The following is a 13825-nucleotide window of genomic DNA, read 5'->3' on the forward strand; positions in this document are numbered from 1 at the left end:
TATTTATTTTTATCTGGCTTGATATTGAGCTGTAATTAATGATTAAAAATAGAACGGAATAAAATGTACTGAAATGGTCGTGTTAAACAAACTTATCGAAAAAACGTGAAAACCAATAGGCAAAACTATTGATCACCTCATTAAATAAAAACTTTAATTGACTTTTTGGCTGTGTAAATTTAGATGATGGTGTCGGTGATGGAAGCGCATTTAATCCAACATCCTGAGCAATAAGCATTGCCCGATACATATGATAAGGATCACTGACAATAAGGAAGCTGTTTAAATCAAGATCAGCTACTTCCTTTTTGGTAAAGATAAGGTTTTCAACGGTATTATGAGATTTCTCTTCGACAATAATATCACGTTCTGGTATACCCAATTTCATGGCATACCGCTTACCAACCTCAGCCTCGGTATCAAACCCTTCTTTTCTGGTTCCCCCTGTAAAAATAAGGGTATGCACTTTTTCTTCTTGATACAGGTTAACAGCATGACGAATGCGCTCCTTAAAAACAGGAGAAGGGTTTTTCCCCCATGCAGCAGCGCCCAACACAATAGCTGCATCAGCAGTTTGATCAGCACTCAGTTTGGCCGTTTGTTCAATTTGCCAAGCGAGCCAAAGTGAAAAAATCACTACACCCAAAACACTTAAAAAAATACCCATAAAAAGGTATTTAAAAAAATATTTTGTCTTTTTTTTCTTAATTAAAGATGTCATATGCCATGTAGAAGAATCATTCCAAAATTCAGTTAGATCTTGTTATTATTTTACAAACGATATGCGAATAGACATGATAAACTTAACCAACAAAATCAACCAAATAATAATCAATTAAACAATAAGGTACTTTTGCATTTTCTTTAGGTAATCAACGCAAAAATACCTTAATGAAGCTAATGGAACCCAATTTAAGCCACAATTTGATTTAATAGGCCTTTTGTATATAACTCTGCCATTTTTTCTAAAGATGTCGGTTGAATTTTAGAAGCCATTCCTTCGCAACCAAAGGCTAAATAACGGTCAATACAAACTTGTTTCATCGCTTCAGTACTGGCGACTAAATATTTACGTGGGTCAAACTCAGCAGGATGTTCTGCTAAAAAGCGTCGAATCGCACCTGTACTGGCCAAACGTAAATCAGTATCTATATTCACTTTGCGCACGCCATACTTAATGCCTTCTACAATTTCTTCCACAGGAACACCATAGGTTTCAGGCATTTCTCCCCCAAACTCATTAATTGTTTTAAGCCATTCTTGTGGCACAGAACTTGAACCATGCATCACTAAATGAGTATTGGGAATACGCGCATGGATCTCTTGGATGCGATCAATACGCAAGACATCTCCTGTTGGGCGTTTGCTAAATTTATAAGCACCATGGCTGGTGCCAATAGCAATAGCCAATGCGTCAACCCCTGTGTCCTTAACAAACTGAACCGCTTCTTCAGGATCTGTTAATAGTTGCTCATGGTCAAGAACACCTTCCGCTCCTACCCCATCTTCTTCACCTGCCATACCTGTTTCTAAGCTACCTAAACACCCTATTTCACCTTCTACAGACACACCACACGCATGTGAAAAATTGACAACTGTACGGGTAACACCAACGTTATAATCATAATCTGCGGGTGTTTTACCATCTGAACGTAAACTGCCATCCATCATCACAGAACTAAAACCTAACTGGATAGAACGCTGACACACATCTGGGCTGGTACCATGATCTTGATGCATCACAACTGGAATATGTGGGAATTCTTCTACTGCTGCCAAAATCAAATGGCGCAAAAATGGTGCACCAGCATATTTCCTTGCACCTGCAGAAGCTTGCACAATTACAGGTGCATTAACCTGATTCGCGGCTTCCATAATTGCACGCATTTGTTCAAGATTATTCACGTTAAATGCAGGTAAACCATATTGATGTTCTGCTGCATGATCCAGTAATTGGCGCATAGAAACAAGTGCCATGAAAACTCCTTTATTATTTGTGTCATCAACAATTTTGTTAAGCATTATTTTAAACGATTACACAATAAAATAGTGCACTTTAAACAAAATTATTTTTAATATACTTAATTTAAATTAACATCGGCGTTTGATTTTAGTTGACTGTAAAATGCTGGCAGCTAACTCTTCAACTGATTTATGAGTCGTACTCATAAAAGGTATACCATGTTGGCGAAACATAGATTCTGCCTCATTTACTTCAAAGCGACAATTTTCTAGGCTGGCATATTTAGAGTCTGGACGACGCTCATTACGAATATGATTTAAGCGAGCAGGATCAATGGTTAAACCAAACAATTTCCCCTTATACAATTTAATCATATTAGGTAAACTAGGACTATCTAAGTCATCGGGTGTTAAGGGGTAGTTAGCAGCACGTACACCATATTGAAGTGCCAAATATAGGCATGTTGGTGTTTTACCAGAACGGGAGACACCAACCAAAATAACATCTGCTTCCGCAAAATTTTTCTCACTGATCCCATCATCATTATTCAGGGCAAAATTGACCGCATCCATTCTGGCATCATAGCTTTCTTCATTTGAAATACCATGAGTTAACCCTGCGATCATATTGGCTTGAACACCTAGCTCTTGTTCAATAATAGGAATAAAAGCATCAAAGTAATCTACATGAATAATTTGTGGGTCTGAATTAAAAACAGCTCTGATTTGGGGAGAAACAATACTGGAAAATATAAAAGCTCTACCATTGTCTCTTTGGGCAGCTTCCTGTGCTTTTTGTAACACACTTTGTGCACGCTCTAAGGTGTCTACAAAGGGAATAGTACAATGTTTAAACTTAACCTCTGTAAACTGATTTAATAAAGATTCGCCAAAACTTTCTGCCGTAACCCCTGTACGATCTGATACAAAAAATGCCGTTCTTTGATGAGACATAATTCTTCCTTTAGAAAACAAAAGCAACAAGCCCAAAATAATTAAATGCTGTTATTTTAGAGAAAAAAACATCATCGTTGTAAAAAAAGTCTGTCACAACGCCCCTTAAAACAACTCAAATAAGATAAATACAACCAATCCAGACCAAAACAGAGATTAAATTTTGAAAAACAATGACAGCTTAGGCACTAAGCGATAAAATATCGGGCATCAATTTTTTATTGATTTTTTCCTTTCCTAAGTTTGGATGAGACATGACTGAAAATAACGTTATCTGGTTTGAAAACTTACGAATGACTGATGTAGAGCGCGTAGGAGGCAAAAATGCCTCTTTAGGCGAGATGATCAGTCAACTCACTTCTAAAGGTGTGCGTGTTCCAGGAGGATTTGCCACAACAGCAGAGGCTTATCGCTCCTTTTTAGCACACAATGGCTTAGATGAAAAAATCCATCAAGCTTTGGTTCATCTTGATGTAGATAATGTCACTGAATTAGCAAAAATTGGAAAAGAAATCCGCCAGTGGATTATAGATACACCTTTTCCTGATCAACTTGAACAAGATGTAAAAATAGCATGGGAAAAAATGGTTTCTGATTCGGGTGGAGCTGATATCTGTGTAGCAGTACGCTCTTCAGCAACCGCAGAAGATTTACCAGATGCATCCTTTGCAGGGCAACAAGAAACATTTTTGAATATCCGAGGCTTAGACAATGTTAAAGAAGCCATGAAACATGTTTTTGCTTCTTTATACAATGATAGAGCAATCTCCTACCGTGTTCATAAAGGCTTTACCCATGCAGAAGTTGCATTATCAGTTGGTGTGCAACGCATGGTTCGTTCTGATAGCGGTGCTGCTGGGGTAATGTTTACAATGGACACCGAATCTGGCTTTGATCAGGTTGTTTTTATTACTGCAGCTTATGGTTTAGGAGAAACAGTTGTACAAGGTGCGGTTAATCCTGATGAATTTTATGTACACAAACCAACACTTAAAGCTGGCCGCCCTGCGGTATTACGTAAAACAATGGGTTCCAAACTGATCAAAATGGAATTCACTGACGCTGCCCAAGCAGGAAAATCAGTCCAAGTTGTTGACGTCCCAGAAAATCTACGCAAACAGTTTTCCATCAGTAATGAAGAAATTACTGAACTGGCCAAATATGCATTAATTATTGAAGAACACTATGAGCGCCCAATGGATATTGAATGGGGTCGTGATGGTGAAGATGGCAAGCTGTACATTTTGCAAGCCCGTCCTGAAACAGTAAAATCTCAGGAAAATAAAACCGACACCTTACGTCGTTACCGTATCGAAAATAAATCCACGATTTTATGTGAAGGCCGTGCAATTGGTCAAAAAGTTGGACAAGGTAAAGTACGTGTAATCAAAGATGCATCTGAAATGGATCAAGTTATGGCGGGTGATGTTTTGGTCACAGACATGACCGACCCAGATTGGGAACCCGTAATGAAGCGTGCCTCAGCCATTGTTACCAACCGTGGGGGGCGTACCTGTCATGCTGCAATTATTGCTCGAGAATTGGGTATTCCAGCAGTAGTCGGTTGTGGTAATGCAACAAAAGTATTAAAAGAAGGTATGGATGTGACTGTATCATGTGCAGAAGGTGATACAGGTAATATTTACGATGGTCTACTTAAAGTTGAAATTATTGATCTGGCTTTAGACAGCATGCCTAAATCTCCTGTCAAAATCATGATGAATGTGGGCAATCCAGAATTAGCCTTTGGTTTTGCAGGTATTCCAAATGAAGGTGTGGGTTTAGCCCGCATGGAATTTATTATCAATCGCCAAATTGGTATCCACCCTAAAGCACTATTAGAATTTGATCGATTGGATTCTGATTTAAAAGAAACCATCACAAATAGAATTTCTGGCTATGCTTCCCCTGTAGATTTTTATATTGATAAAATCGCAGAGGGTGTATCAACTTTGGCCGCTGCCTTCTATCCCAAAAAAGTCATTGTCCGCATGTCTGACTTTAAATCAAATGAATATGCAAACCTGATAGGTGGCAATGCGTACGAACCTCATGAAGAAAACCCTATGTTAGGTTTTAGAGGCGCTGCACGTTATGTTTCAGAAGGCTTTCGCGACTGTTTTGATCTTGAATGTAAAGCATTAAAATATGTACGTGATGAAATGGGCCTGACCAATGTTGAAATCATGATTCCATTTGTACGGACATTAAAAGAAGCACAGGCTGTAATTGAAGTGCTTAAAGAAAATGGTTTGGAGCGTGGTAAGAATGGCTTACGTTTAATCATGATGTGTGAACTACCAACCAATGCAGTATTAGCAGAACAATTCCTTGAGTATTTTGATGGTTTTTCAATTGGTTCAAATGATATGACTCAATTAACTTTAGGCGTTGATCGTGATAGTGGTGGCCCAATCGCAGCAACATTTGATGAACGTGACCCTGCGGTTAAAATCATGCTCAGTCTTGCTATTTCTGCCTGTCGCAAACTGAATAAATACATAGGTATCTGCGGCCAGGGTCCTTCTGATCATCCTGATTTTGCGAAATGGCTGGTAGAAGAAGGAATAGAAACTATTTCTTTAAACCCAGATACCGTAGTTGAAACATGGCTATATCTTGCGAAAGAACTGAATAATAACTGATTATTCTGGGTTTTTCTGAAAAATAAAGCATTCACCTCTAAATGAATGCTTTATTTTTTTAATATTTTATTTATAAATTTATCAAAATATACCCTATAATACACTCTGTATTTTTCAAATAACCATTAGAATAAATACTCAAAAAGCATAATAAACCATTGCTTTTAAATATTAAAAAATGAATAAAATCAATCATCATAGACAAAACAAATAAACGTTGTTAAAAAATATGGCAAATTTTATTAACATTTTATTAATTTTCAATCTTATAATATGAAAAATATCTATTTATATTAAATGAATAAATTTACAATATGTTTATTAAAAAATTAAAATCCATCATTTATCAAAATATCATTCCAATACTGATTTTTTTAGTCATTATTATGATTGGCTTATCTTTCATTCATACTCAAATGATTAGACGTCAACAAATACTTGTCAGCAATACAAATGCTTTAATGGCCATTAGATTAGAGCAAGTATTGATATCTTCAAAAAAAATCGGTATTGATCTTTCTGATAAATTAGCTTTACCCTGCAATGATATACGGTCAATTTTACAGCAAGAAGTGGCGATTAGCCCTAATGTACGTTCATTAAATCTTGTACACCATAATAAAATTTACTGCTCATCCATTTTTGATATAGATAAAATACCTGAAACCGATCCAATCCCAAATACAGATCATCCATTGTATCTGACTAAAGCCACTATTCTGACCAAAGATTCCCCCTTGGTAAATTACCAATACACAATTAATCACCATCAAATATTAACGGTATTTGATGGCCGTAATTTAATGAATTTTCTTCGACCAGAAGACCCCGACTTAAAGTTTACACTTTATATTGGTAAAAATAGAATAAATGAACAAGGTATGTTCAATGCAACAACTCACCCAGCTTTGTACTATACCTCAACACACCACTCAGAATACTATCCATTCAAAATCACCATGGGGGTGATTAACCCCATAACGCCCTCATATTTCCTTCGCAAAAACAGTACTTCTGTTATTTTATTATTATTATTTGCTCTTTGTGCAGGGTGGATCAGCCGTATTATCATCACCAATCTCTACTCACCTTCCTCCGAACTCAAGCGTGCTATCGCTCAAGAAGAATTTATTCCATATGTACAGCCTATTTTTTGTGCACAAGATAATCGATTAATAGGGATTGAAGTATTGGCAAGGTGGCAGCACCCCCGAGAAGGGTTGATCGCCCCCGATTTGTTTATTCCCTTAGCTGAAAGCACAGGCTTAATTAAAGAAATCACCAAATCACTGATGAAACAAACCTCTGTTGCTTTACAAGCCTATCGTTTTACACTTCCAGACAATTTTCATGTAGGCTTTAATATCTCTGCAAAGCAAGGGGAAGATTTTGGTCTCATACAAGATTGTAAGGACTTTAAAGCCAGTTTAAAACCTGCCAAAATTCTTTTCGTTGTAGAGTTAACAGAAAGAGAATTGCTGGAACAAAATGAAAAAACAAAAGAACTATTTCGTCAATTACATCAACTTAATTTAAAAGTCGCTTTAGATGATTTTGGCATCGGCAATTCTAGCTTAAGTTACTTACATGATTTAAAAATAGATTACTTAAAAATAGATAAAAGCTTTGTTGCAAAAATTCAGAACAATGCACTATCAAAACAAATTTTAGACAGCATTATTGAACTTGCACAAAAAATTGGCTTGGAATCAGTAGCAGAAGGCGTTGAAAACGAAGCTCAAGCAGACTACCTTAAATCAAAAGGAGTCAATTTTTTACAAGGTTATTTATACAGTAAACCTGTTCCAATAGGAACCTTCCTTAAAAGTAAACAGTTTACTGATATACTAAAATTTGAACCTTAAAGCCAAAAACTCATTCTTTTAAACCAAATTGGTAAGCAGTTTGCTACAATCATGCATTTAATGGTCACCTTTAACTAATGAGCTTAATTCTGGCACCCATGCACGGTTTAGCAGACGCAATCATGAGAGAACACCTAACCACAATAGGAGGTTTTGATGAATGTGTCAGCGAATTTATTCGCATTACTCATACGGTGCATTCAAATCAAACTTGGTTAAAATCAATACCCGAATTAACAAATAATGGGCGCACATTAGCAGGAACCCCCTGTACCGTCCAATTATTAGGCTCTGACTTAAACACCATGCCAGAAAATGCCTTAAAAGTATGCCAATTAGGGGCAAATCGGATTGATCTAAATTTTGGCTGTCCAGCACCTAGTGTAAACAAACACAGAGGAGGTGCCATTTTACTGAAAGAACCAGAAACAATTTATCAAATTGTATGGGCAGTGAAGCAACAACTGCCAGATAATGTTAGATTAACCGCAAAAATGCGTTTAGGATATGAAGATACCAACCTTGCCTTAGAATGTGCACATGCTATTGAGCGCGGTGGTGCAAGTATGTTAACGGTACATGCTCGCACAAAACTAGAAGGTTATCAACCCCCTGCCCATTGGGATTGGATTAGGACAATAAAAGAACACATTAAATTACCCGTTATTGCCAATGGTGATATCTTTTCATTACAAGACTATATCAATATAAAAAAACAAACAGGCTGTACGCATTTTATGCTGGGTAGAGGTGTGCTAAGACGCCCAGATTTAGCCAAACAAATTCAACATTATGAACAAACAGGCACAATACGACCAAATGAATCTTGGCTTACGATCAAAGAGTATATTCATCAATTTTTCAAGCTTTGTATGGACAACAATAATCTAAATAAATACCCAATGGCTCGGCTAAAACAATGGTTAAATATGCTAAAAAACACCTATCCAGAAGCAAAACAACTGTTTGAAGAAATTCGTCCTTTACAAAAAAATCAAGAAATTGCCGCAGTTTTGGAAAAAAACACATGAACACCTTACCTAAAATAATTGATTCTATTCATAATGAACAACTGAAAGTTTTAACAAAATTACTCAAACAAAGTAAAGAGAGAGTACATTCTGGGTTAATGGTACTGGAAGGCATTCATTTATTAGATGCTCTATTGCATGCAAAACAAATGCCTAAAAGTATTTTTATCCATGAAAATAAGCTGTCTCATCCTCAAATACAAACCTTACTGAATCAATCTACAAACAGCAGTATTTATCAATTAACAGACAAGGCATTTAATAAATTAAAATCGTTTAGTAGTTGTAGTGATCTTTTTACAATCTGTACGCTCCCCAGACCAAGTATTCTTCCTCAAAACTATAGTTGCATCATTCTTGAAAATATCCAAGATACAGGAAATCTGGGTACTATTTTACGTAGTGCTGCTGCAGCCAATATAAAATATATTATTCTCAATAAAAATTGTGCTGATGTATTTAGTCCTAAAGTGCTGCGTGCAGCAATGGGAGCACATTTTATTTTGGATATACACACAGATATTGACTTGCCCGAATTTTTAAAAAACTATCGTGGTCTCTCATTTGCCACAACGCTAACAGAGTCCAGTTCATCTTTATATCAGCATGATTTATCAGGCGATATTGCCTTTATTTTGGGTAATGAAGGCTCTGGAGTCAGCTTAGCATTACAAGACAAAGCAGATCATTGTATTCATATTCCAATGAATGCAGATGTAGAATCACTCAATGTCGCTATGGCAGCCACAATTTGTGTTTTCGAACGGATGCGGCAAAAACTGGCTTAAAAGCAAATAATTTCATAACATATTATGGAATAAATTTATTTTTTCGAAAAAATTTATTGTTAATCAATGGAAATAATGAACAAACTGCCCCTATAATAATGCCATGAAAGCCCATTTTTTTAAAAAGGTTAAAAAGAAACTGCCATCTAAAGAAAAAATTTTTTCTTCTCGATGGCTCAAACCTTTTGCACCTTTTTTTAATAAACCTTATTTTTGGTCTTTTTCTCGCAAAAATGTGCGTTTTGCTTTCGCTATTGGTTTATTTTCTGGCTTGATGCCTGGCCCCACACAAATGCTCAGCGCATTATTATTGGCGTACTGTTTTAAAAAAAACTTAGCTGTATCTATTTTTACAACCTTATATACAAACCCACTTACTTATGTACCACTTTATATGGCAGCCTATAAAATAGGCATCTTAATATTAAATGATACAAACTACCCTACTCTTGTTTTACCTAATTGGGATCAATTATCTTGGTCTGATGGTTTAGATGTAGGGATAGAATGGTTTATCCATTATGGTAAACCCCTGCTAGTAGGCATTCCTACATTAGGGTTATCTTTAGCCATTATAGGCTACAGCATTTTGAATATAATCTGGATTAATCATACACAAAAACGTTTCAAAAAACGTCATTTAGCAAATTAAATGTAAAAAAATTCAGGCCAACAGCCTGAATTTTCGCATAAAAAATAAAATATTATTTTTGATTCTCTTGCAATACTTTCATTAGTTCGGTTGCTGGCAAATAACCCGGAATCACAGTACCATTTGGGAAAATAAGCGTTGGTGTACCAGTAAAACCTAACTCATTACCTAAAGCCATAATTTGCTCTACAGGGTTATCACACTTTTCTGATGCAGTCGGCTCTACACCATTACGCATCCAACTTGTCCAAGCACCTGTTTTGTCTTGGCTACACCATATTTTTTTGGCTTTAACATCTGCTTGAGGATGTAATGAGGTAATTGGCATTAAGAAGGTATATACCGTAATGTCATCAAGTTTAGCAAACTCTTCTTCTAGCTTTTTGCAATATGGGCAATCTGGATCAGAAAAAACCGCAATTTTTAAAGTACCATTTCCTTTAACCTCTTTAATTGCTTGCTCTAATGGTAAACTTGAAAAATCAACGATATTCAATTGAGCCAACTTCTCTTCTGTTAAATTTTTACCCTGCTTTACATCAATAAGGTTCGATTCAGCAAAAACATAATCAGCATTTTCATCAGAATACACAATTTGTTTTCCAGGCAATACAACTTCATAAATACCAGAAAGCGGTGTGGCACTGACACTCACAACCTTTATCCCACCGGGCACTTGCTTTTCAAATTTAGCTTCAAAAGCTTTTTTAATGGTATTTTGCTTTGATTCAGATAAAGCCACCACAGTTGCTTGAACCGTTTTTTTATCTGTTTGAACATTATTACCTTGTTGCCCACAAGCGACCAATGGGACAAAAAACAAAGGCAACAATGCCCGAACAATCAGTTTTTTCATAAAATTTCCTAAATATCATAAAGTAAAGTAACGTAAATCTTGTTGAAATAAAATATTAATTATCCGAATATACTCATTATAGTGAGTCCATACATTTTTCTGAGGTTTGTACTATGAGTAAATATGTCTTTCTTTTTTCTTTCTTGATAACTGGCTATCTATACGCAGCCCCTATAGAGTTTCGCGACTATATTAATATACGAAGTGGACTATCAGAAGGTGCATTAATCGAAAAAGTAGGTCCGCCCGATTATACTACATCAGAAACTGTTCGCAAAGTAACGAGAAAAGACCGTATTGCAGATACAGAATATAATATTAACAATACCAAAGATATGTTATGGTATGCTGACGCCAATACTCCTTACACCACAATCGTCACAATTGAGAACGGAAGAGTTAGCGCCATACAAAGAAAAAAAAATAATAAAATTGCATCAGGGCAAATTCAGTATTATGCAGCGCCCAAATAATCATGGAGGCTTTTGCCTCCATGATGATACTTTTTCAAAACTAACCACCTAAATAAGCATTTTGTACTTTTGGATCATTCAATAAAATACTGGCTTCTCCTGCCATAGAGATCGACCCACTCTCCATCACGTAACCACGATCAGAGATTTCTAACGCCAGTTTTGCATTTTGCTCCACCAACAAAATAGTCACCCCCTCATCTGAAATTGTTTTGATGATATCAAAAATTTGTTGCACAATAATGGGTGCCAATCCCATTGATGGTTCATCTAATAATAAAAGTTTGGGTTTAGACAAAATCGCCCTACCCATTGCAACCATTTGTTGCTCTCCCCCTGAAAGGGTACCCGCTAACTGCTTATGTCTTTCTTTTAAGCGAGGAAATAACGTGTAAACATGGTCAATTTCAGTTAGAATTTGGGCTTTATCATTTCGATAAAAAGCCCCCATTTGCAGGTTTTCAAATACAGTTAACTTTGGAAATATACCCCGTCCTTCAGGCACCATAACCAAGCCTTCGCGCACAAAATTATGCACTGAAATTTGGCTGGTATCTTTACCATTATAAGCAATACTACCACCAGCCTTTTTGACCATGCTGACAATTGCCTTTAATGTTGTTGTTTTACCGGCACCATTAGCACCAATTAAAGTAACCAACTCACCTGATTTGATGTATAAGTCAATTCCTCTTACTGCCTGAATACCATTATATGAAACTTTTAACTCTTTTATTTCCAGTAAATTCATTCGTGTGGTACTCCTAAGTAAGCTTCAATCACTTGAGGATTAGTCCGTACCTCCTCTGGCAAACCCTCTGCAATTTTTTTACCATAATCTAAAACAGCAATACGATCGCACAACCCCATCATCAGCTTCACATCATGCTCAATCAATAAAATAGTGACGCCATCTGCACGAATTTTACTCATTAATTCTTTTAGTTCTTCTGTTTCAGAAGGATTCATACCTGCGGCAGGTTCATCCAAAGCCAAAAGTTTTGGTTCACATGCTAAAGCTCTGGCAATTTCCAAACGACGTTGATGCCCATAAGATAAATTAAATGCCTGTTCATTCAATATATCTTCAATCCCCACATATTTTAATAAATTATACGCTTTTTCAGTAATCTGAAGCTCTTCTCTCTTAGATGAAGGCGTTCTTAATACAGCACCTAAAGCCCCTGTTTTACTACGAATATGACGTCCTACCATCACATTCTCCAAAGCTGTCATTTCACCAAATAATCGGATATTTTGAAATGTTCTGGCAATACCCGCAGAAACAATTTTATGTGGTTTTGCCCGAAATAAATCATGCCCATCAAAAGTAAATTGTCCTTCATCTGGCATATAAAGCCCAGTTAACACATTAAACAAAGTGGTCTTACCTGCACCATTTGGCCCAATTAAACCGTAAATCTCACCAGCATTAATGGTCAAGGAAACATCACTTAATGCGGTTAGGCCGCCAAAACGTTTAACAATCCCTTCAATTTGTAATAAATTTTTACTCATGAGCTTGCTCCTTGTGACACATTATGGAACTCAGCTTTACGACGGCGACTAGGCAACATACCAGATGGACGTAATAACATCATGGCAACAAGTGTTAATCCCAAGAGCAACATCCTTAGGTTATCTTTTTCTAACAAAGTTTTACCAAAAATCATTTGTTGCACAGGGTCACTGACTTCACGTAATAATTCAGGTAAAAAGGTTAAAACCACTGCGCCTAAAATAACACCCCAGATATTCCCCATACCGCCTAAGACCACCATTGCTAAAATCATAATGGACTCCATTAAACCAAATGATTCTGGAGACACAAACCCTTGTAAGGCGCTGAATAATCCACCCGCAATACCTCCTGATAAAGCGCCTAATGCAAAAGCCAAAAGTTTCATATTACGAACATTGATACCCATTGCAGCCGCAGCGATATCATCTTCACGCATCGCAACCCAAGCTCGTCCAATACGAGAATATTGTAATCGGAACCCCATAATAATGACGCCAATAACCAAGAATAAAAACAGATAATAATAAGCATACATTTTTGGGAAAGACTGGCCAAATAGCTTAATTGGGGTACCTAGAGAAAAACCACCAAATGTAATTGGATCAATTCCTGTGATCCCTTGAGGGCCGTTCGTAATATTAACTGGTGCATTTAAATTATTCATAAAAATACGAATAATTTCACCAAAACCTAATGTAACAATGGCAAGATAATCACCTTTTAGCTTTAATACAGGGGTACCCAGCATCAGACCAAATAAAGCAGCAAAAACTGCCCCTAATGGAATGGTGATATAAAAGGGCAAATGAAGCCCAAAATGTGGGGAACTTAATAATGCATAAGTATAAGCACCCACAGCATAAAAAGCGACAAAACCTAAATCAAGTAACCCTGCAAAACCTACGACTATATTTAGCCCTAAAGCCAACATGATATACAACAAAGCAAAATCAAGCGTTCTAACCCATGCATTACCAAACATTTGACCAACAATAATGGGTAAAATCAACATCACTATGAATAAAACTGTATGCTTTGCAACGAAACTAGGGTTCATTATTCTAAAAGTCATGGCTT

13 protein-coding genes are annotated in these 13825 nt (G+C 36.5%); 6 read left to right on the forward strand and 7 right to left on the reverse strand.

The window, feature by feature from the left end; genetic code table 11:
- Positions 1 to 82: 82 nt before the first annotated feature.
- From AADH04_RS02020 to ppsR, 3 genes are all read right to left on the reverse strand, one after another.
- A complete protein-coding gene (locus AADH04_RS02020; RefSeq protein WP_434778590.1) occupies positions 83 to 667 on the reverse strand; it encodes a YdcF family protein in 585 nt (194 codons plus the stop codon).
- Positions 668 to 912: 245 nt separating this feature from the next.
- A complete protein-coding gene (gene fba / locus AADH04_RS02025; RefSeq protein ID WP_434778591.1) occupies positions 913 to 1977 on the reverse strand; it encodes a class II fructose-bisphosphate aldolase in 1065 nt (354 codons plus the stop codon).
- 114 nt (positions 1978 to 2091) lie between these two features.
- On the reverse strand, positions 2092 to 2916 hold the full coding sequence (gene ppsR / locus AADH04_RS02030) for a posphoenolpyruvate synthetase regulatory kinase/phosphorylase PpsR (RefSeq protein ID WP_434778592.1): 825 nt from the start codon (positions 2914 to 2916) through the stop codon (positions 2092 to 2094).
- Positions 2917 to 3170: 254 nt separating this feature from the next.
- On the opposite strand from ppsR, the gene ppsA reads away from it, so the two are divergent.
- From ppsA to AADH04_RS02055, 5 genes are all read left to right on the forward strand, one after another.
- A complete protein-coding gene (gene ppsA, locus AADH04_RS02035) occupies positions 3171 to 5561 on the forward strand; it encodes a phosphoenolpyruvate synthase (protein WP_434778593.1) in 2391 nt (796 codons plus the stop codon).
- Positions 5562 to 5875: 314 nt separating this feature from the next.
- On the forward strand, positions 5876 to 7426 hold the full coding sequence (locus AADH04_RS02040) for an EAL domain-containing protein (RefSeq protein WP_434778594.1): 1551 nt from the start codon (positions 5876 to 5878) through the stop codon (positions 7424 to 7426).
- A gap of 77 nt (positions 7427 to 7503) precedes the next feature.
- Positions 7504 to 8457 (forward strand): tRNA dihydrouridine synthase, encoded by a 954-nt coding sequence (locus AADH04_RS02045; protein ID WP_434778595.1) that lies wholly within the window; start codon positions 7504 to 7506, stop codon positions 8455 to 8457.
- Positions 8454 to 9245, forward strand: a complete 792-nt coding sequence (locus AADH04_RS02050; RefSeq protein ID WP_434778596.1) for a TrmH family RNA methyltransferase — start codon at positions 8454 to 8456, stop codon at positions 9243 to 9245. Before AADH04_RS02045 ends, AADH04_RS02050 begins: the two co-directional genes overlap by 4 nt.
- 103 nt (positions 9246 to 9348) lie before the next feature.
- Entirely contained in the window at positions 9349 to 9897 is a 549-nt protein-coding gene (locus AADH04_RS02055) for a DUF2062 domain-containing protein (RefSeq protein ID WP_434778597.1), read from the forward strand.
- Positions 9898 to 9949: 52 nt separating this feature from the next.
- Here AADH04_RS02055 and AADH04_RS02060 read toward each other — a convergent pair whose 3' ends face one another.
- On the reverse strand, positions 9950 to 10753 hold the full coding sequence (locus AADH04_RS02060) for a DsbC family protein (protein ID WP_434778598.1): 804 nt from the start codon (positions 10751 to 10753) through the stop codon (positions 9950 to 9952).
- A 113-nt stretch (positions 10754 to 10866) separates the two neighbouring features.
- Between AADH04_RS02060 and AADH04_RS02065 the strand changes: the two genes are divergently transcribed.
- A complete protein-coding gene (locus tag AADH04_RS02065; RefSeq protein ID WP_434778599.1) occupies positions 10867 to 11226 on the forward strand; it encodes a hypothetical protein in 360 nt (119 codons plus the stop codon).
- Between the two features lie 40 nt (positions 11227 to 11266).
- On the opposite strand, the gene AADH04_RS02070 is transcribed toward AADH04_RS02065, so the two are convergent.
- From AADH04_RS02070 to AADH04_RS02080, 3 genes are read right to left on the reverse strand one after another with little or no spacing between them, the layout of a single operon-like run.
- Positions 11267 to 11977 (reverse strand): ABC transporter ATP-binding protein, encoded by a 711-nt coding sequence (locus AADH04_RS02070; protein ID WP_434778600.1) that lies wholly within the window; start codon positions 11975 to 11977, stop codon positions 11267 to 11269.
- A complete protein-coding gene (locus AADH04_RS02075; protein WP_434778601.1) occupies positions 11974 to 12744 on the reverse strand; it encodes an ABC transporter ATP-binding protein in 771 nt (256 codons plus the stop codon). The genes AADH04_RS02070 and AADH04_RS02075 overlap by 4 nt, the downstream gene beginning before the upstream one ends.
- The gene (locus AADH04_RS02080; protein ID WP_434778602.1) at positions 12741 to 13820 is read right to left on the reverse strand and encodes an ABC transporter permease subunit; all 1080 of its coding nucleotides are present in this window, start codon (positions 13818 to 13820) and stop codon (positions 12741 to 12743) included. The genes AADH04_RS02075 and AADH04_RS02080 overlap by 4 nt, the downstream gene beginning before the upstream one ends.
- Positions 13821 to 13825: the final 5 nt, after the last annotated feature.

It is taken from the genome of Neisseria sp. Ec49-e6-T10, from assembly GCF_051132615.1.
In the GTDB taxonomy this organism is placed as follows: domain Bacteria; phylum Pseudomonadota; class Gammaproteobacteria; order Burkholderiales; family Neisseriaceae.